Consider the following 18,958-nt stretch of genomic DNA (forward strand, 5'->3'; position numbering starts at 1 on the left):
TATCAGATGTTCATTTCTCTTTTCATCAGGACTTCCAGGTATGCTATTGTATTGAGAAGGTATTTTCGGTCTCCTGAAATGGTTGCCATGGAAATCGCTCCCTGAATCATTGTAAACATCTGTTTGGCAAACTGCAAAGGAGGAACAGGGAGTTTAATCTCTCCTTTATTCACCCCATTTTCCAGTACCAGGGCAATTTTCCCTTCAATGGTCCTTAAGGTTTCACGTGCTGCGCCTAGTAGATGACGATTGTTGTACTGTGCATCAACCCCGACATTGAGTATTGGACAGCCTCCCATTGGCGCAGTAAACTCATCGTAATGCCTGTAAAAATCGGTAAGCCGGAAAAGGATATCAAGTGTATGCCCTCCTCCCGTTAATCGATCATCGATGGCTGCAAGCAATTTTGAACTAAGGTGCTCAAATGCGGCAAGAGCAAGCGACTCCTTGTTCTCAAAATTCCCGTATATAGCGCCTTTGGTTAGTCCGGTAACCTCAGTAAGATCACTCATACTGGTGCCGATATATCCCTGTTTGTTAAAAACGGGGGCCACTTTTTCTATGATAAAGGCGGTGGTGCGTTCGGCTTTGGAGGTCATTAAGGATCAATTTTTTACGAATATAAAAAACTAAGTCCTGTGGAGTGTACAATCCTGTGAAAAAAATAGCCGGAGAATCAGAGTCCCCGGCTATATTTAATTTCTACCTATTTAAAGTTATTCCACCAATTCAGATTGGTTTCTGAAAACCAGTCCATCGTCGAATGAATCTATCAGGATAATACTTTCTGCAGTGATAGCACCGCTCAACAATTCTTTGGATAAATTATTAAGTACTTCCTTTTGAATAGTTCGTTTTATAGGTCGCGCCCCGTACTGTGGATTATATCCCTTTTCTGCAAGGTATGCGATGGCTTCTTCTGTGGCATCTATGGTAATGTGTTGCTTAGCAACCATTTTTCTGAGATGCTCCAGTTGTAGGCGCACAATATCTACAATATTCTCTTTGCTGAGTGGAGTAAACATGATGATGTCATCGATCCGATTCAGGAATTCAGGTCTGATATTCTGCTTTAAAAGGGCCATGACTTCAATTTTGGCAGCTTCTGTTGCGCTCTGCAGGTCCTTGAGATTCTCAAAGGTGTCCTGAATGATATGCCCGCCCATGTTACTTGTCATGATGATGATGGTATTTTTGAAATCGGCTACCCTTCCTTTGTTATCTGTGAGTCGGCCTTCATCCAATACCTGGAGAAGGATATTAAAGGTGTCGGGGTGCGCTTTTTCAATTTCATCAAGCAAAACAACCGAATACGGGCGCCTTCTTACGGCTTCCGTGAGCTGACCTCCTTCGTCGTATCCAACATATCCCGGAGGAGCACCTACCAATCTGCTCACCGAATGCCTCTCCTGATATTCACTCATATCGATCCGTGTCATTGCATTCTCATCGTCAAACAGGTAATCTGCAAGTGTCTTCGCGAGTTCAGTTTTTCCCACTCCGGTTGTTCCAAGGAAGAGGAAGGATCCGATTGGCTTTTTGGCGTCCTGCAAACCGGCCCGACTCCTTCGGATAGCATCTGAAACTGCTTCAATGGCCTCTTCCTGCCCCACAACTCGCTTGTGCAGGACTTTTTCAAGATTTAAGAGTTTCTCCCGCTCGCTCTGTAGCATTTTAGTTACAGGTATGCCTGTCCATTTGGCAACTACTTCCGCAATATCTTCATTGGTCACCTCTTCTTTTATCAATGTGCCACCTTTCTGGGCCTGTTCCAGTTCCTGCTGTAGTTTCTCGAGTTTTTCCTGGGCTTCTTTTATTTTACCATAACGCAACTCGGCGACAAGACCGTAATCTCCGTTTCGTTCGGCGCGTTCGGCTTCCAATTTGTATTCCTCAATAGCCACTTTGGTTTTCTGTATGGCATCGATAACCGATTTTTCACTTTCCCATTTCGCAAAGATCTCATTGCGTTCTTCTTTTAAATTGGCGAGATCTACGTTGAGGGCTTTAAGTTTTGCATGATCTTCTTCCCGCTTGATCGCTTCAATCTCGATCTCCAGTTGCATGATCTTCCTGTCGAGTACGTCGAGATCCTCGGGTTTACTGTTGATTTCCATTCTCAGTTTGGAAGCCGCCTCATCCATCAGGTCGATGGCCTTATCAGGAAGAAATCGATCTGTGATATAGCGCTGAGAAAGCTCCACTGCAGCGATCACTGCCTCATCTTTGATTCTCACCTTATGATGTGCTTCGTATTTCTCCTTTATTCCCCGGAGAATTGAGATAGCGCTCTCTGTATCAGGTTCGTCAACCACTACTTTCTGGAACCTTCGCTCCAGGGCTTTATCCTTTTCAAAATATTTTTGATATTCATCAAGGGTAGTGGCTCCAATGGCTCTTAATTCTCCTCTGGCCAGGGCAGGTTTCAGAATGTTGGCCGCATCCATCGCGCCCTGACCGCCACCGGCACCCACAAGGGTATGAATCTCATCGATAAATAAAACAATATCGCCATCGCTCTGAGTTACTTCTTTAATCACCGATTTAAGGCGTTCCTCAAATTCCCCTTTGTATTTTGCTCCCGCAATAAGTGCTCCCATATCCAGAGAAAAAATCACTTTTTCCCTCAGATTCTCGGGTACATCGCCCTGGATAATCCTATGGGCAAGACCTTCGGCAATGGCCGTTTTTCCCGTTCCGGGTTCTCCAACCAACATAGGATTGTTCTTGGTACGCCTGGAGAGGATCTGTAGCACCCTCCTTATTTCTTCATCCCTTCCAATAACCGGATCGAGCTTACCGCTGTCTGCTAGTTCATTGAGGTTTCTAGAATATTTATTTAGGGCATTATAGGTGTCCTCTGCACTTTGAGAAGTCACTTTTGCTCCTTTTCGCAATTCATTGATGGCCGCGAGCAGGTCTTTTTCTGCAACCCCCTGATCTTTGAGGATGCGGGCAATTTTACTTTTCGATTTAAATATGGCTAGCAGGATATGCTCCAGCGACACGAAATCATCTTTCATGTTTTTGGCGACGATATTGGCCTCGGTCAGGGTTTTACCTGCTTCCTTTGAAAATTGTAATTCTCCTCCTGTTACATTGGGAATACTCTCCAGCTCTTTAGTTACAACCTGTTGCACCAGTGGCAGGTTTACATTGAGTTTCTTTAAAATAAAAGGTAAGACGTTCTCATCTGTCTCAGACAATGCCTTAAACAGGTGTTCGTTCTGAATCTGAGGATGCTGCATCTCCTGGGCCATTTGCTGGGCCAGTTGAATGACTTCCTGCGACTTTATAGTGAAATTGTTAATATTCATTCTCGTTATGTGTTTTTAGTTCTAATGTCTACTTTTGCCAGCTATAGGTCAACAATCTTACCATTGTATAAGACCAGACAAAATGTCTTACAAACCCCACGTTTTCAAGACAATAAGTCAGATAAAAAAGAAGTCGGGGCGTAAAAATTATAAGTGTATGGGTGTATTTAATTGGTTCAAAGGAGGAGATGAGAGTGAAGCAGGGCAGTTAAATAATCCCAAATGGAATCTCCTTGAAACGGAGTCTCAGCTGGAGGAGCTCATTGCCCAATCTGAGGAGCGGTTACAGATCATTTTTAAGAATTCCACGAGTTGTGGAATCAGTGGGATGGTAAAGCGCTCGTTTGAGGCAAACTATCCCCTGGAAATCTCACAGGCCGAACTTCATCTTTTACATGTCCAGTACAACAGGGAACTATCTTCGGTAATTGCTCAGCAATTTGGCGTAAGACACGAATCTCCCCAGTTGTTGATCATCAAAAACGGCGATGTGATCAGGCACGCTTCCCATGGGAGTATTAACGGAATTTCAGTTTCGGATTATGTATAAAAAAACCCGGAGTGTGATCTCCGGGTTATTATTTAGTTGAAGCGATGTCTCACGACAATCTCTTTGAGTCGTGCTTTGAGGTCTTCACCTGCATCGTAGACCATCTGTTCATTAGAGGGGAAGGGAACCGCCCCCAGATTTAAGAGCGCAACTAATTCGTTGTCGAGAGCTCTTTTGTCTCCATTGTAATTTGCATACACATGCTGGAACAGGAACTCACTAGACAATGGATAGGTATTGAGCTGTTGCTTGGTATGAAGGTCCACAAAACTTACAAGGCCTGTAACCTGAGCCATTTTTTGCTGAGTAAATTGATAATAATTACAGCTAACGGTTCGGTAGTTATCTACCTTTATCTCATTCCCAAGACTATCCTTTACGAGGTTTCCGTTTTCATCCTCCAGATACTTATATCCGTCAACAACTTGTTTTTCCTTTATGAATTGCTTTTCATTTACCTGTTCAGGGGAAATATTGATTTCCCTGAAGGCAACCTGCATTTCATAATCATACTTAATGTTTTCCAACGGATTATTGTGATATTGCGTCCATAGATTATCCAGACCATAAGTATTGAAATTCAATAATTCTTCCTCCAATCGTCCTGGAATAACTACCTGGGTATCGTTGATCATTTTTACTTTTACGTAATCGAGCCCTTTTTGATAGGCCATTTCCATCTGATCTTTTGTATCGGCAAATCCGGGATTGATCTCATCCAAATACCTGAAATCCTCATAAGCTCGCCTGTAATCAGTTTTGTTAGTGGCATTTTTGAAGAGGGAGAGGGCATTCTCATATAAATATTCTGAAAGCCTGTCTTTGGAATCAATGATATCCTCATCGAAATTTTGAAAATCGAATTGCGCATTTCTGTTCTCATCACGCACATAGAGCGGGAGCAGGGGGGTAATTCGATTTTGAATTTCCCTTAACTGGGAATAGCCTTTGTAAATTGCTTCGAGATTTGCCGGATTTCCATCCTTTTCCAGGAAAGCAATATTCTGAAGTTCTCTCTCCATGTTCTTCGCGAAAGCTTCTTCAAGGATTATAATATAAGGCTGATTCCCTTTTTTATCCTTGTTATCAGCCAGATTTCTCAAAGCCCTGTTTATGGCTTGCTGATAATTCCCCGTATTGATGGCTTCCTGTGTTTTTTTTACACCTCCACAGGCTAATAAAAACATGAATGTTGAAATAAAAAGTAGTGCTTTTTTCATGACGTTACGTTTTCTGGTTTTACTGGCATATCCAAGAGCCATGCCAAAATATTCCAAAATCATAACGAAAAAGGTCGATTTATCGTATAGTTTCGATGAAATACCTAAATGGAATTAATAAATACTGCGACTTAGAGGTCGAGAGCAGGAACTATTTTTGTGGAAACTTCTCCAAATCCAATTCGCACTCCCTCTTTGGAACAATACCCTTTCATAATAACGCTGTCGTGGTCTTTCAGGAATTTTCGGGTGCTGCCGTCGGTAAGTTTAATTTCCCTGGTTCCCTGCCAGGAAAGTTCCAGCATAGATCCAAAAGAATCAGGGGTAGGCCCAGAAATTGTCCCACTTCCCATCATATCCCCACTATTGACCTTACAGCCATTAACTGTATGATGTGCAAGCTGCTGGGCCATGCTCCAGTACATATACTTGAAATTTGTCTTACACAGGTTAGTGACCGATCCGTCCTCGGTTTTGAGTCCCACTTCCAGTTTGATATCAAAACTTTTGTCGCCTTTTTGGCGAAGGTAGGGAAGGGGTTTTGGATCCTGCTCAGGACTTGCTACCCTGAAGGGTTCCAATGCGTCGAGGGTTACAATCCAGGGGGAAATGGAAGAGGCAAAATTCTTTCCAAGGAAAGGTCCGAGGGGTACATACTCCCATTTTTGCAGATCTCGTGCGCTCCAATCGTTAAATAAGACCAGGCCAAAGATATATTCTTCAGCTTCCTCAACTGAAATGGGCTCACCCATAGCATTGGCATCAGTAGTGATAAACGCCATCTCCAATTCAAAGTCGAGCAATCGCGAGGGACCAAATACAGGTTTTTCAGCGCCTTTGGGCAGTGTTTGTCCATTGGGCCTGCGGATAGGTGTTCCGCTTGGGATAATAGTTGAGCTTCTCCCGTGATAGCCTACAGGGAGATGCAACCAATTGGGCAATAATGCATTCTCCGGATCCCTGAACATCTTCCCTACATTGGTAGCGTGTTCCTTGCTGGAATAGAAATCAGTGTAATCCCCGATATGAACGGGTAATTGCATCTCGATTTCATCCATGGTAAAAAGGACGATCTTCTGATGATCTTTATTCTTCTGCAGCTCTTGATTCGCACTTTCAAAGATTTCACTTATCCTGTTTCGCACCAAACGCCAAGTTTTTTTCCCATCTGATATAAAATCATTCAGGGTGTCCTGTAGAAAGATATCATCGGTTAAGGGAATATCTTTAAAATAGCCCAGTTGATGCAGGGCTCCCAGGTCGATGGCGTGGTCTCCGATACGCGTACCTATAGTAATGACATCATCCCTGGTAAGGAATACGCCAAAAGGAATATTCTGAATCGGGAAGTCTGAATTGGCGGGTACCGGCAACCAGGACGAAAGGGATGGGTTATTAGCTTTTAGAGGCATGTAGAAATTGTTAATTGCTGTTTGATAAAATCCTGATCAAATATATTATTTTCTAGACATTAAAGCCCTGCAATTTGTACTTTTACGCCTCAATAGAATGAAAATAGCCGGAATGAAAAGGGATACACAAATTTTTGAACTGATTGCTGCAGAAAAAGAGCGGCAGATCAATGGAATTGAGCTCATAGCATCAGAGAATTTTACAAGTCCGCAGGTAATGGAGGCAGCCGGTTCGGTCTTGACCAATAAATATGCCGAGGGTTACCCGGGAAAGCGATATTACGGAGGCTGTGAGATTGTTGACCAGGTAGAGACTATTGCCATAGAAAGGGCCAAGGAGCTTTTTGGTGCGGTTTATGCCAACGTTCAACCACATTCGGGATCACAGGCCAATGCCGCGGTATTCCAGGCATGTCTTCAGCCCGGAGATACCATCCTTGGTTTTGATCTCTCTCACGGAGGCCACCTTACCCATGGTTCACCGGTTAATTTTTCAGGAAAATTATACAGGGCAACTTTTTATGGAGTGGAGGAAGAAACCGGGATGCTCAATTACGATAAAATTCAGGAAATCGCATACCAAGAAAAGCCAAAGCTTATAATAGCCGGAGCTTCGGCTTATTCCAGGGACATGGATTTTAAAAGATTCAGGGAAATAGCAGATAGCGTAGATGCCCTTTTATTGGCTGATATTGCTCATCCTGCTGGTTTAATTGCCAAAGGAATCCTCAACGACCCGATTCCTCATTGTCATTTTGTGACCACTACTACTCATAAAACCTTAAGGGGTCCGAGAGGCGGACTCATCCTGATGGGGCAGGATTTTGATAATCCTTTTGGCATCAGGTTAAAAAACGGAAATCTGAGAAAAATGTCTTCCCTCATAGACCTGGCGGTATTTCCCGGTAACCAGGGAGGACCATTAGAGCACATTATAGCCGCAAAAGCCATCGCCTTTGGGGAAGCCCTGACAGAAGAATTCCTCCATTATATGATTCAGGTGAAAAAAAATGCAGCCGCTATGGCAGCTGCTTTTGTCGCAAGAGATTACAAGATCATTTCCGGAGGTACAGACAATCACGTAATGCTCATCGATTTACGAAATAAGGTGATTACCGGAAAAGACGCGGAAAAAGTATTGGTGCAGGCCGATATCACGGCAAATAAAAATATGGTCCCATTCGATGACAAATCGCCTTTTGTCACTTCCGGGATCAGGTTTGGTACCGCAGCGATTACTACGAGGGGACTGAAGGAAGACGATATGGGTATTATTGTTTCCTTTATCGACGAAGTTCTCAGCAATCCGGAAAATGACGATGTTATCTCCAGAGTGAAGGAAAATGTAAATGCGATGATGAGGAAAAGGCCCTTGTTCAGTTCTTTACTGATTGAGCAGGTTTAGGTCGCCCCGAATAATATTTTTACTTTTCAGATCGTAGATAAGGGCTTCTTCATCCGATTCAAAGTAGAGACCCCAGTAATTGTAATAGCCCTTTTCGTCGATCTGATTAGGCCCTACAAAACGGAGCATAGCATTGTCCGATTCAACTTCCTCGTAAACCGGGATAAAGATTTCCATTGGGGTCATAGACATATGTCGTGTAAGGTAGACATAGTTCTCAGCCAATACACTAAGGATAGTATCTAATTGGTGTTCAACGCTTTCAGGGGCGATTTTTTTAATTACTATAGAACAATCATTTAATTGGAAGGATAGCTCTTCTACATCGATAAAGGTTCCGTTTAGTGCCCTTATTTCCTTCATATGAAGATTCAACAGGGTGAGCCCGTTATTTACCCAATTAGGTCCGTGGGAACCCCAGGTACCTTGCTGGATATGAAATAAAACTTCATGCAGATTTAAAGGACAGAACAATTCTATGACCAGGTTATTTTCTTCGCAACAAACAGTAGAGTTACTGATTTCAATATTGGAAAAATAGTCCTTTTCGAGTCGATTTTTAAGGGAAGTCAGGCCAAGAACCTCCTTCTTCCCTTCATTACATGAAGAGAAATACAACTTTGTATTCCTTTGTCTGTGGGGCATAGCAACTACTTTTTTTAAACCCTAATGTAAAATTAATGTTAAATGCTAGTAGTACACTATATAAAAACCATAGAATTTATATGGTTTTTATATAAAAGTGAAGTTTCTATACGAATTGCTTTAGATAAAATATTGAAGATCAAGAGTTTTTAGATGAATCCTCTGTTTCTGGAAGCGGTAATAAGAGCCTGATCATTCTGTTTTTCAACACCGAAAAGCGACTTGAGTTGTCTTTTTCGGTTTTCTATGCCGGGTAATGAGAGTGAAATAAATTTTACCATATCCTTGGTTTTGGTTCCTATGGACAAATGGTAGAGGATTTTTTTATCGTTTTCATCCAGGGATATATCCTGAGCCATTTTTTTACGAATGGCTACCAGCGCTTTTTGGGTGTAGTAGGGAGGTGAATTCAGAACTGTGTTCACCATGGCCTGAAGGGATTTTTGGTCTATTTCTGTTTTTACCATATACCCTTCGGGATCAACGGCCTGCATGATACTGTTGATGCGATAATTGTCACTGAATGAAGACATAAAAACAATCTTCGAGTTAGGAGAAACCTTGCGGGCAAATACACCCAGGTCTTCACCTGTCTTGGCCGGACCGTCTGTAGGGTTGGAGAGCTGAATATCTAATAGGAGTATGTCATAAGGAATCCCACTGGCAGCTTCTTCAATTCGCTTTGTGGCTTCTTCGAAGGATTTAGCTGTATCCATCTGGACTTTGAATCCATCAAAGTCAGTGTCTTCCAGAATAAATTTATATCCCAGAGTGGTCATTTCATGATCGTCAACTGCTAAGATTCTAACCTTTTTCATAACCGCTTCATTTTATGCTTCCTGCAGGTCCTTAGGTAAAGATATTTCTTTTTTTGCTTCCGGCGAAATGTGCTCCAGTGGGATTTCCACCAAAACAGTAGTTCCGATGCCCAATGCACTTTTCAGATACCATTTGCCTTTAATCTTGTTTACACGCGATTTAATATTTTTGTGTCCAATCCCTTTTTTGCCTTTTGCGGCATCAAAACCACGCCCGTTATCCTGGATGGTAATTACCATATCAGAATCATTGATCTCGAAAGATACATATACTGTAGAGGCATCGGCGTGCTTTATACAATTTTGAAGGCTTTCCTGTAATATCCGATAAACATTAATTTTTGTGATCCCCTCCAAATTATCCCAGTCGAGATCCTGATCATAAGTAAAATGATAATCAATCCCTGCCGTTTCACAGCTGCTCTTAAGAAGGTCTTCGATGGAGCTGATAAAATTGTTGAATTTCTGATAGGAGGCATCGTTAAGTTCGTGGGAGATAGCCCTGATCTCTTCCTGTACTTCCTTAAGTTTTTCGATGGCCTGTTCCCTGAGGGCAACGGCTGAGTCATCTATCTTTTTGTTAAGCCCAAGGAGGATCATTCGCACTCCGTTCATTTCCCCCAGAATACCGTCGTGTAACTCTTCTGAGATACGTTTTTGTTCTGTTTGCTTTCCTTCTTCCAGCTTTTGTTTTTGTGCCAGCATAAGGTTAAAGATCTCCTGGTTCGCCTCCTGTTGTTGTTGCTGGAACCTGAGGCGCTGGTTTTTAACGCGCTGATCCACAATGATAAAAAGGGCGATGGCCAGCAGTCCAACTCCTACTGAAATACCAATCCATATCAGACGTTGTCTGGAGAGTTGTATGTTTTCTGCTTCAGTTTCAGCGGTTTCATATCTGATAAGCCCAAATTTGTCACGTATATTGCGTTCCTCGTCTTGCATGCTGTCATGTAAGGCAATGTATTCCTTTTGGTATGCTACAGCATTTTCGGGATCGAGCTCAGCTAGCAGCAGCAGCGTCTCAAGGTACCTGAGGTTGTTATCAATTTCCCTAGCGAGGTCCCTGGCGTTGGTGGCATAGGTAAAGGCATCAGGGAGGTTTCCCATTTTCTGAAAGTATTGGGCTAAATGATAATAGTTTAGGGATAGCCCTTCCATGTCCCCTATACTATCGCGTATATGCAGAGCCCTGTACAGGTCGTTTTCCACAGTGGCGGTTTCACCCAATTCCAAGTTTGTTATGGCAATATTGCCCAAGACACGGGCATATGAATTGGGACTTTTTAATAGAAGGCTATCTGTGTTCAGGGCATTCTGAAAGGCACTTTTGGCTTTTTCAAAATCACCTGAGTCGAAATAAACTAAACCTAGATTATTATTTAGGGAAGATTTGTTTATTGGATCTAAATCTGTTTTTGAGAGGTATTCGGCCGCTAAGGTATAGTGTTTAATAGCATCATCGTATTTATTGAGAGCTCCTTCAGCGATCCCTAAAGTATTATAGGCTGCATATAGCCTTTCATTATTATTTGTTGGCTTTAGTAATTCTATTGATTCAACAAGTGTGGCTATAGCCCCTGTGTTGTCATGTATGGCTGTTTGAACAGAAGCAATAGATCTTAATATCTGGGCGGCATTTACATCTTCCTCTAGATCTCTATAAATTTTCAAAGTAGCATTAAAATAGTAAAAAGCGCTATCGCGTTTGGCTACTGAAGGCCAGTTATAGTAAGCTCCCCTGTCCCAATAGCCTTCAGCTAAACGCAGGGAATCCTTTGTCTCTGTTGCATAACGAATCGCAATAGAGTTCATCTTTTTAAAATTGATAGAATCTTTTAACTTGTAATAGGCTAATGAAAGTTGTGAAAGATATTTCCCTTTTACGGTATCTTCAGGCATATTCTGAACTTCATCATAAACTGCCTTTAATATTGAGTCACGAATGCTTGTTGATGTGTTTGACGACTTCGCTTTTTCGATCAAAACAGTTATCCGATCTTCAGCAACAGTATTATCAAACTTTCCCGACTTGGTCTTCTCCTGATTGCAGGAAAAAAGACCAAATGACAGGAGAATAACTATTGCTTTTAAGAAAAGTCGCATATTGAAGCAGGAACAATTTCATGGCAAGATAAAAAAAAGGAGTCTTACAAATTGTAAGACTCCATAAATTGTAAGTGTTAGAGTTCTATCCGTCTCTACCGGTATCGGTATCAGTATTCCCATCCGTTGCCTGAGTTTCATAAAGACTTTGATCTTCAGCAGTGTCGTTAGTACAGGAAATCATAGATACGCTAAAAAGGGCTATTGCAAAAATACATGCTAATTTTTTCATCGGAGTTTTGTTTTAGAGGTTTAATTTTCAACTAAACTATTCGCCAGTGCAATAGTTTATTGCCCTAAAACAAAAGTTTTAGTATTCCCCCGGTGTCTGTGAGGGTATGAGGGGTTTTTGTAAGAATTTTATTATTTGAGGGTGGAGATGGCGTTTTTAGACAATACCTTTTTCAGGCCGTCGATATTCTCCTTATACGTCTTGGAGAAAGGCAACTGCTTTTTTCCTGACTTTAGAGAACAGATGCTTTTGCCGTAATTGATCCTGGAAACGTAGTCCATGTTAAGGATATAACTCTGATGAATACGGATAAAGTTTTTGGGTAAGGAACGCTCAAAAGTTTTGAGTGTTTTAAATGCACTGATTACACTCCCGTCCTTCATAATAAAGTCGGTTGCATTATTATCGGCCTGCAAATAGAGGATCTCGTCTGTGTCGAGATAATGGAAATCCTTATACGACTTCAGGCAAATAGTGTGAGAACTCACTTCTTTAGGATGCTGTTTTTTTAGCCTGAGGAGCGTCTTTCTTATATCTAGTTCATTATAGGGCATCAGCCAGTAATCGAAAAAACCATTTTTAATGGCATGGTAAGCATATTCCTTACTCTTTGCTATCCCAATAATCAGGGGTAGCTCATTCATATACTGGTGTAATTCAGAGACCATGAGGAAGTAGTCCATGGCCAGGTCATTCAGATTGATAAATACAAGATCCGGAAGATTCTTTAAGATGGAATTGATACCTTCCCTGCTGTCCCTAGATCGATCCACACAGATAAAGTCACCATGGTCTTCCAGATAATGCTGTAATTGCAAATTGGAAGTGGCGTCTGCATCAATTATGGTGTATCGATACTCCATAGACATTTGATTGTGGGAAAATTAGCAAACCTTCTTGAGAAAGGTCTATAGTTTTCCCGTAGAATAATTATGGTTTTAGTAGCTAATATACTGAAAATCAATTAAAAAGAAAGAATATTCCTACAAACTAGAATAAATAGCTGAAATTCATATCATTTCACTTTTGATAAGCCCCGAGCGCAGGGTCTTCTGTCCTGTCCTTTCCGAGTAGATCCCGGGGTACTAAAAGGGCAGTATTCAGATCCCCTTTTCCAAGAGCCTCGGAGGTCGGTTCAAGGGTGAAGTTATTCCTGAAGGCATCGGTAAATTCAGGGTCGGTATTTAGAAACAGACTGTTGTACAGGGTTGTATTGGAAAAATCATAAAGCGGGTCATTTGTAAACTGCCCTCCGCTGTCTGTAAATTTCAATAGGGTATGAGAGAAAAAGAAATTAAAATCGAACCCCGCCAATATATCTAAGCTGAGTTCCCTGGCAGTATTACCATCTACAATACAATTTAGAAAATTAGCCTGATTCAGATCTGATCCGGTCTGATTGCCGGCCTCATCGGTTTCAAAGGACGTTATTCTCAGGGCCGTTCCTGTCCGGAAACCATTGCTCCAGTAATTGGCAATGGTGGAGTGTAGGAAATTGTAGGTCCCGCCCTTCTGGCAGAGCAGGCTATGTGTCCCGGCATTGCCCAAGACAAGGTTTTCCCCGTTGATAGATGTATTCCTTCCCCAAAGGTTTACGACTGAGGAATTATAGACCTGAGAATTGCTGATGTCCAGGGTGAATGGGGAGGCCTGAGGATTTCCTTCTACAAGAATTCCAACGGTCGCATTTCTCACAGTAAGATTGGCTATTTGATTATCGATGCTCCCTGGTGCCAGCCACAACGTGCCCCATTGCCCCGGCACTTCCGCAAACTCAGGTTCCAGTCGGTCTCCCTCAAAGATCACTTCATTTTCGAGAAGCTCAGGATCTTCACTTAGCGCTCCATTAATTCGGATACTGCCTCCGGTTCCCACGAGAATCCCGGAATTTTCATGAAAAAATACCCTTGTTCCTGCGGCCATTGTGAGTACTTTATCAGCACCAACGGCGGCATACCCATAGATCACATAGGGTAGGTCTGCAGTAAAATCGAGTTCATCATCCTCCAGGACAAAACCTTCAATCCTCAGTTCATTGCCCTCCTCATCAAGTCCCAGCAACAAGGTCTCTTCGCTTCCATCCGAGAGGGTAGAGGGATAGAGAAAAATAGCCTCCTTAATTAGGGTCACCAAAGGAATACTTTGTTCATTTACGCCCACATCAAAAAGAAGATGGTCTATATAGAGGAATTCTTCGGGGGCGGAAGGGGGTAAATCATAGGTGGTTTCTATAAAGATATACAGGCTGTCTCGGGCAAAAAGAGGTATGTTCTGAAAACTCTGGCCTGCCTGCCCGTCTACATTGAGGCGATACTGGCTACTAGTACCCTCCGCCAGGCGAATACTGGGAATTTCAATGTCTTCTTTAGAGCGGTTGTAAACCTTCAGGCTGTAAGTACTGCTTCCTATATTGCTGAAGACGGTATCGAGGAATACAGTGTCTTTGGAAAACTGTAATTGTCCATTACTAGGAGTATAATCGAAGTCCTTCCTGCAGGAGCTAAACCAGGTCAGACTACAAACCAGGACCAGGGAAACAAGTAAAAAACGCATCGACACGATTCAGGAATTAGCTTTTTGAATAAATACGGAACTGATCTCATCAGGAATTCGCATAGGTTTTAGTGTCTTACTATTTATCAAGCACCATTGAGTCTCAGACTTCAACAAGGGAAGATTGGTCGCTTTATCAAACATCTCGACCACCCTAATAGAAATAGGCCCGGCCGAATGATCTATATAGGTTTGCATAAGTACGGTATCTCCCAATTTTGCCGAATTCTTGTACTGAATTGTGTGCTGCTTCACCACCCAGATTACATTATTCCTCATGGATTCGGGAGCCCTGGATTCCCAATGAGCCTTTGATATATCCTGGATCCACTGTACATAACGCACATTATTAACGTGGTCTAGTTCGTCCAGATCATCCTCCCCAACTTTTCTGCTCATCTCAAAGATCATCTTATTCTTTTTTTTGGAGGGTGATCTCAAAAAGTTTATCCCAATTCTTTCCGGTGATAAAGAAAGTCTTTCGCTCAGGGTGATAGGCAATTCCGTTCAGCACATCCAGTTTGGGATGCTGAGCCACCTTTTCCCGGAGTCCGCCTAAATTCACCACCCCTTCAATTGCTCCGCTGTTGGCATCAATGATCATCATACTCTCTTTCTGCCATACGTTGGCGTAGATCTTACCATTGACGTATTCGAGTTCGTTGGCCTTGTTAAAAATAGATTTATTCGTCACGATCTGAATATGGTCTTCCTCTGTCAAGGTTTCAGGGTTAAGCAGCCAGATCCGTTCCGTGCCATCACTTTTATAGAGATGCTTCCCATCGTTACACAATCCCCATCCTTCCCTGCTTTTGCCGTATTGAAATTTATCAAGGCGTTCCAGAGACGATGCATCGTAAATAAAGCCAACATTATGCTGCCACGTGAGTTGATATAGCCTATCTTTTATAAGTGTAATTCCTTCTCCGAAGTATTGAGGTTCAAGGTTTACCTGTTGAAGAACCTCCCCGGTCCTATAATTGATCTTGCGAACATATGATTTTGCCCCACCTCCTGATCCTGTACTTTCGTATAAGGTATCACGATAGAACTCAAGTCCCTGGGTAAAGGAGGTAATATCGTGCGGAAATTCATTTACAATAGTATAAGTATAAAGCTGAGGGTTTGCAGGAGCCAGGATTTTTATATCTCTGGTAACTTCCAGAGGCTTGCCGTCAGAAAGAAAATGCGCGGTGAGTTTCTGTACTCCTAATTTCTCGGCATTCAGGATCCAACCTTCGTCAACCGACTCCAATTCTTTTCCAGCCAGGGTAAATGTAAGACCCTCTACAGCTAGCTCTTTTTTGTTTTTAAGAAGAGGTCTGATAGTGTCTGTTGCGATATACGATTTCCCGTTCTTTTCTAGCTGGAGGGAAAACATTTTAGCCGGATCTTTTTCACCTCCGCAACTCATAAAAAATAACAACAACCCATTAAGGATGAAGAACTTAATGAAATTCATAGCCAAGAGTAGATTTTAAAGCAAGTTACCCCATTAATTTAAGATTCTAAAACGATTGTCTCAAAATTAAAAGGTTGTATATTTGCATGAGGCAAGTCCTACACGACCAGCTCCTGTAGAATCCCCCAGGGTGGGAACGCAGCAAGGGTATACGGTCGTAGCGGTGCGATGTAGGTAGCTTGCCTTTTTTTGTACCCTGTAGTGAACAATGTCGGACCAACTTACATCTGACAGTTTTTGGGCTGGCTGCTTATTATTTGTTTCTTTGCAACACCTATGAATAACAAAGTGGTTTTGGTAACTGGTGGTTCTTCCGGCATAGGGAGGGCCATAGGAAATTACCTGAAAGAAAAAGGATTCAGCGTATATGGTACTACCCGCAATTTAAGCAAGCAGCAGAATTTTGAGGATTTTGAATTGCTGGAACTCGATGTCACAAAGCCCGAAACCATTCAAAATGCTATCGACACGCTGTTGCAAAAAGAAGGTGTTCTGGATATTCTTATCAACAATGCCGGCGTAGGAATCACTGGACCTATTGAAGAAACTCCCAATGAGGCTATTCTCCATGCCTTTGAAACCAACTTTATTGGTCCCTTGAATATGACCAGGGCAGTGCTGCCTGTTATGAGGAAACAAAGGGGAGGTACAGTAATTAATATTACCTCCATAGCGGGAAAAATGGGACTTCCTTACCGGGGAATTTATTCTGCCAGTAAGGGCGCACTGGATATCGCCACAGAAGCACTTCGGCTGGAGACCAGAGAATTTGGAATTCGATTTTGTACTCTCGCTCCGGGAGATTTTAAAACAAATATCGCCGCAGGCAGGTATCACGCCCCCCTTCAAAAACAATCTCCCTATTACGATGCATACGGTGCTACTTTGCATATGATCAATGAAGATGTAGATCAGGCAGGGAATCCGATAGAGGTTGCGGAAAAAGTATATAAGATCATCAGGAAAACCTCTCCAAAGATTCATTATAAAGTAGGGAGCCCCATGCAGCGGTTTTCTGTATTCTTAAAAAGGATACTTCCGGGGAAAGTTTATGAGAAGCTGCTGCGAAATCATTATAAATTGTAGTTTTGCAGGGCATCCTTTGAATGCAGCTATTCACACAATTAATCAAAATCAGAACTTATGAAATTCTTTATCGATACAGCAAATTTAGACCAGATCAGAGATGCTCAGGAATTGGGCGTTTTAGATGGGGTTACCACCAATCCTTCACTCATGGCCAAAGAAGGGATAACCGGGAGAAACAACATCCTGAAGCACTATGTCGATATTTGCAATATTGTGAGTGGGGATGTTTCTGCTGAGGTGATCGCAACGGATTTTAAAGGAATGATAAAAGAAGGGGAGGAGCTGGCTGATTTGCACGAACAGATCGTGGTGAAGGTACCAATGATCAGAGATGGTGTTAAAGCCCTCAAGTATTTTGCAGACAAAGGTATCAGAACCAATTGTACCCTGGTTTTTTCTCCGGGACAAGCTTTATTGGCCGCAAAGGCAGGTGCAACCTACGTATCGCCTTTTTTAGGACGATTAGATGATATTTCCACAGACGGGCTCAACCTGATTGCGGAAATCAGACTCATATATGACAATTACGCCTTCCCAACACAGATACTGGCAGCATCAATAAGGCATACTATGCATGTAATTGATTGTGCAAAAATTGGGGCAGACGTCATGACCGGTCCTTTGTCTTCTATAGAAGGGCTTTTAAAGCATCCTTTGACGGATATTGGGTTGGAGAAGTTTCTTGCCGACTATAAAAAAGGGAATTAAAACGTAGGGAGATATTCTGCAGTACCAGATCAGAAAGATCGGAAGATATGGGCGAAAGCATCCACAATCTTGCCATCTTTAGCAATAATCGCTTTATTGGGATTGTAAACAATGAGGGTGTGGACCGTTTCGTCATAATCTTCTGTCCAGAATTGCTCTGAGGGATCCAAACCACTCGTTTTAACCATGTTTTTCCAGTTGGCCTTATCCGTTTTCATGTTGAGACCTACAAAGCGGTGATTGGGGTACTCTGTTTTTAGCTCTGATACGCGTTTTATGATATTTCGGAAATGTCCGGGTTCTGAACCTGACCAGAAATAAAAAACTACTGGTTGCTTTGACTTGATTTCTGAAATGTCGAGCTCTTTGTCCTCAAAAGAGTAAACCGTAAATGAAGGCAAGGCCTTTGAAGGCTGCATCTTGAGAATTCCCTGGTACAAAGTGTATATTTCTTCGTTATGCGCGTTGTTTTCAGAGAACTTCTTGAAGCTCTCGATAAATTTTACAGTATTCTCTTCGTTCTCATGCTTCAACAGATAATCAATTGCCACGCTTCTGAAGAGATTATCGCGTAGTTCCTTCTGAGTGATCAGGCTGTCGATGAGGTGTAATTTATGCTGATTGAAATGCAATTGCCTGCTCGCCTTGTCTATATCCTCAGGGCAGTGCTTCTTACAATGATTGAATGCCAGATTCCCCATATGATACTTCATAAAATTGTAATAGGGCCTCAGATAGATGTAGTCGCCATTATTGTAATTGACATTTTTCCGATAGTCATAAAAAGTTTCTGGCAGTTCGTGCATAATACCTTCTCCACTTCTTCTTCTGTGATAAAATGGATAGGCTTCCATGGAGATATTCGAACTGTACACGATAAATGCTTTGGCCAGATCTGAAGCCTTTGGGGATATATTGAATTCTGTCTGAATCTGATCAAATAAATCAAGCTTGGAATCGCGCAATGAATCGATCTTCACCTGGAAATCCTTGGGTTCAAGTTCGTAGAAGGATTGAACCAGGTCTTCCTCTTCTTCCCTGCTCAGGAACATTTCCAGAATGAAATTGTTGATTTCTTCCCCCTTCCCCGAGAAAACTAGCGATTCGTCAAAATCTGAAGTATTTAACCTTATTTGGAGGCTATCGCCATTCTCAAGATAGATATATTGTGATTCGGGGCGATGAACAAAGTGATGAAGTCCTTCAGCTACAGAGTCGAGGGAAAATGAGAATCGGTTATCTTCATCCAGCAAAGCGGTATCAAGAGGTTGTTCTCCCTTAAAGAGGACCACCTGATCACTGGTTGGATTAACAATCTCTCCGGCAAAAATGACCCGGTTGGCGTCGCCTTTGTTGTGCTGGCAACTCCATGTTATAAAAATCAGGGTCGAAAGAAGTAAAAGTCTCTTCATATATGGCTACTGATAACCATAGCAAAGCTAAG

17 protein-coding genes and 1 other RNA gene are annotated in these 18,958 nt (G+C 42.2%); 5 read left to right on the forward strand and 13 right to left on the reverse strand.

Annotated features, from left to right (window positions below):
- Positions 1-2: 2 nt before the first annotated feature.
- A complete protein-coding gene (locus ACA086_RS03810) occupies positions 3-599 on the reverse strand; it encodes a TetR family transcriptional regulator C-terminal domain-containing protein (RefSeq protein WP_371002023.1) in 597 nt (198 codons plus the stop codon).
- 117 nt (positions 600-716) lie between these two features.
- Positions 717-3,317 (reverse strand): ATP-dependent chaperone ClpB, encoded by a 2,601-nt coding sequence (gene clpB / locus ACA086_RS03815; RefSeq protein ID WP_371002024.1) that lies wholly within the window; start codon positions 3,315-3,317, stop codon positions 717-719.
- 157 nt (positions 3,318-3,474) lie between these two features.
- Here clpB and ytxJ point away from each other — a divergent pair, with 157 nt between their 5' ends.
- Positions 3,475-3,867, forward strand: a complete 393-nt coding sequence (gene ytxJ / locus ACA086_RS03820; RefSeq protein ID WP_371002025.1) for a bacillithiol system redox-active protein YtxJ — start codon at positions 3,475-3,477, stop codon at positions 3,865-3,867.
- A 32-nt stretch (positions 3,868-3,899) separates the two neighbouring features.
- Here the strand turns inward: ytxJ and ACA086_RS03825 are convergent, their stop codons facing one another.
- Together ACA086_RS03825 and fahA are read right to left on the reverse strand one after the other, a co-directional pair.
- Positions 3,900-5,087 carry a hypothetical protein gene (locus ACA086_RS03825; protein ID WP_371002026.1) on the reverse strand — a complete coding sequence of 396 codons (1,188 nt, stop codon included), beginning with the start codon at positions 5,085-5,087 and terminating at the stop codon, positions 3,900-3,902.
- Between the two features lie 131 nt (positions 5,088-5,218).
- Positions 5,219-6,499 carry a fumarylacetoacetase gene (gene fahA / locus ACA086_RS03830; RefSeq protein WP_371002027.1) on the reverse strand — a complete coding sequence of 427 codons (1,281 nt, stop codon included), beginning with the start codon at positions 6,497-6,499 and terminating at the stop codon, positions 5,219-5,221.
- 112 nt (positions 6,500-6,611) lie between these two features.
- On the opposite strand from fahA, the gene glyA reads away from it, so the two are divergent.
- The gene (glyA, locus tag ACA086_RS03835; RefSeq protein WP_371002028.1) at positions 6,612-7,904 is read left to right on the forward strand and encodes a serine hydroxymethyltransferase; all 1,293 of its coding nucleotides are present in this window, start codon (positions 6,612-6,614) and stop codon (positions 7,902-7,904) included.
- Here glyA and ACA086_RS03840 read toward each other — a convergent pair.
- From ACA086_RS03840 to ACA086_RS03875, 8 genes are all read right to left on the reverse strand, one after another.
- Positions 7,884-8,549 (reverse strand): hypothetical protein, encoded by a 666-nt coding sequence (locus tag ACA086_RS03840; RefSeq protein WP_371002029.1) that lies wholly within the window; start codon positions 8,547-8,549, stop codon positions 7,884-7,886. The two genes, glyA and ACA086_RS03840, sit on opposite strands and share 21 nt — an antisense overlap.
- Before the next feature lie 149 nt (positions 8,550-8,698).
- A complete protein-coding gene (locus ACA086_RS03845; RefSeq protein ID WP_371002030.1) occupies positions 8,699-9,367 on the reverse strand; it encodes a histidine kinase in 669 nt (222 codons plus the stop codon).
- Between the two features lie 12 nt (positions 9,368-9,379).
- On the reverse strand, positions 9,380-11,470 hold the full coding sequence (locus tag ACA086_RS03850; protein WP_371002031.1) for a tetratricopeptide repeat protein: 2,091 nt from the start codon (positions 11,468-11,470) through the stop codon (positions 9,380-9,382).
- 85 nt (positions 11,471-11,555) lie between these two features.
- Entirely contained in the window at positions 11,556-11,702 is a 147-nt protein-coding gene (locus ACA086_RS03855) for a hypothetical protein (RefSeq protein WP_371002032.1), read from the reverse strand.
- 131 nt (positions 11,703-11,833) lie between these two features.
- Positions 11,834-12,565: a LytR/AlgR family response regulator transcription factor gene (locus tag ACA086_RS03860; RefSeq protein ID WP_371002033.1), complete on the reverse strand. Its 732-nt coding sequence runs from the start codon at positions 12,563-12,565 to the stop codon at positions 11,834-11,836.
- Positions 12,566-12,722: 157 nt separating this feature from the next.
- Positions 12,723-14,255 carry a hypothetical protein gene (locus ACA086_RS03865; RefSeq protein WP_371002034.1) on the reverse strand — a complete coding sequence of 511 codons (1,533 nt, stop codon included), beginning with the start codon at positions 14,253-14,255 and terminating at the stop codon, positions 12,723-12,725.
- Between the two features lie 9 nt (positions 14,256-14,264).
- A complete protein-coding gene (locus ACA086_RS03870; RefSeq protein WP_371002035.1) occupies positions 14,265-14,654 on the reverse strand; it encodes an acyl-CoA thioesterase in 390 nt (129 codons plus the stop codon).
- A gap of 13 nt (positions 14,655-14,667) precedes the next feature.
- Positions 14,668-15,717, reverse strand: coding sequence for a glutaminyl-peptide cyclotransferase (locus ACA086_RS03875; protein WP_371002036.1), 1,050 nt, complete (start codon positions 15,715-15,717; stop codon positions 14,668-14,670).
- 89 nt (positions 15,718-15,806) lie between these two features.
- Here ACA086_RS03875 and ffs point away from each other — a divergent pair.
- The 3 genes from ffs (at position 15,807) to fsa (ending at position 17,514) form a co-directional block, all read left to right on the forward strand.
- An RNA gene (ffs, locus tag ACA086_RS03880) (signal recognition particle sRNA small type) lies at positions 15,807-15,905 on the forward strand.
- Between the two features lie 88 nt (positions 15,906-15,993).
- A complete protein-coding gene (locus tag ACA086_RS03885; protein ID WP_371002037.1) occupies positions 15,994-16,803 on the forward strand; it encodes an SDR family oxidoreductase in 810 nt (269 codons plus the stop codon).
- 57 nt (positions 16,804-16,860) lie between these two features.
- Entirely contained in the window at positions 16,861-17,514 is a 654-nt protein-coding gene (gene fsa / locus ACA086_RS03890; protein WP_371002038.1) for a fructose-6-phosphate aldolase, read from the forward strand.
- Between the two features lie 29 nt (positions 17,515-17,543).
- On the opposite strand, the gene ACA086_RS03895 is transcribed toward fsa, so the two are convergent.
- The gene (locus ACA086_RS03895; RefSeq protein ID WP_371002039.1) at positions 17,544-18,926 is read right to left on the reverse strand and encodes a TlpA family protein disulfide reductase; all 1,383 of its coding nucleotides are present in this window, start codon (positions 18,924-18,926) and stop codon (positions 17,544-17,546) included.
- Positions 18,927-18,958 lie beyond the last annotated feature (32 nt).

It is taken from the genome of Muriicola sp. E247 (assembly GCF_041358175.1).
GTDB lineage: Bacteria > Bacteroidota > Bacteroidia > Flavobacteriales > Flavobacteriaceae > Muriicola.

Coding starts and splice junctions, on each gene's coding strand:
- ACA086_RS03810 (WP_371002023.1), bottom strand. CDS start 599: ATGACCTCCAAAGCCGAACGCACCACCGCCTTTATCATAGAAAAAGTG.
- clpB (WP_371002024.1), bottom strand. CDS start 3,317: ATGAATATTAACAATTTCACTATAAAGTCGCAGGAAGTCATTCAACTG.
- ytxJ (WP_371002025.1), top strand. CDS start 3,475: ATGGGTGTATTTAATTGGTTCAAAGGAGGAGATGAGAGTGAAGCAGGG.
- ACA086_RS03825 (WP_371002026.1), bottom strand. CDS start 5,087: ATGAAAAAAGCACTACTTTTTATTTCAACATTCATGTTTTTATTAGCC.
- fahA (WP_371002027.1), bottom strand. CDS start 6,499: ATGCCTCTAAAAGCTAATAACCCATCCCTTTCGTCCTGGTTGCCGGTA.
- glyA (WP_371002028.1), top strand. CDS start 6,612: ATGAAAAGGGATACACAAATTTTTGAACTGATTGCTGCAGAAAAAGAG.
- ACA086_RS03840 (WP_371002029.1), bottom strand. CDS start 8,549: ATGCCCCACAGACAAAGGAATACAAAGTTGTATTTCTCTTCATGTAAT.
- ACA086_RS03845 (WP_371002030.1), bottom strand. CDS start 9,367: ATGAAAAAGGTTAGAATCTTAGCAGTTGACGATCATGAAATGACCACT.
- ACA086_RS03850 (WP_371002031.1), bottom strand. CDS start 11,470: ATGCGACTTTTCTTAAAAGCAATAGTTATTCTCCTGTCATTTGGTCTT.
- ACA086_RS03855 (WP_371002032.1), bottom strand. CDS start 11,702: ATGAAAAAATTAGCATGTATTTTTGCAATAGCCCTTTTTAGCGTATCT.
- ACA086_RS03860 (WP_371002033.1), bottom strand. CDS start 12,565: ATGGAGTATCGATACACCATAATTGATGCAGACGCCACTTCCAATTTG.
- ACA086_RS03865 (WP_371002034.1), bottom strand. CDS start 14,255: ATGCGTTTTTTACTTGTTTCCCTGGTCCTGGTTTGTAGTCTGACCTGG.
- ACA086_RS03870 (WP_371002035.1), bottom strand. CDS start 14,654: ATGAGCAGAAAAGTTGGGGAGGATGATCTGGACGAACTAGACCACGTT.
- ACA086_RS03875 (WP_371002036.1), bottom strand. CDS start 15,717: ATGAATTTCATTAAGTTCTTCATCCTTAATGGGTTGTTGTTATTTTTT.
- ACA086_RS03885 (WP_371002037.1), top strand. CDS start 15,994: ATGAATAACAAAGTGGTTTTGGTAACTGGTGGTTCTTCCGGCATAGGG.
- fsa (WP_371002038.1), top strand. CDS start 16,861: ATGAAATTCTTTATCGATACAGCAAATTTAGACCAGATCAGAGATGCT.
- ACA086_RS03895 (WP_371002039.1), bottom strand. CDS start 18,926: ATGAAGAGACTTTTACTTCTTTCGACCCTGATTTTTATAACATGGAGT.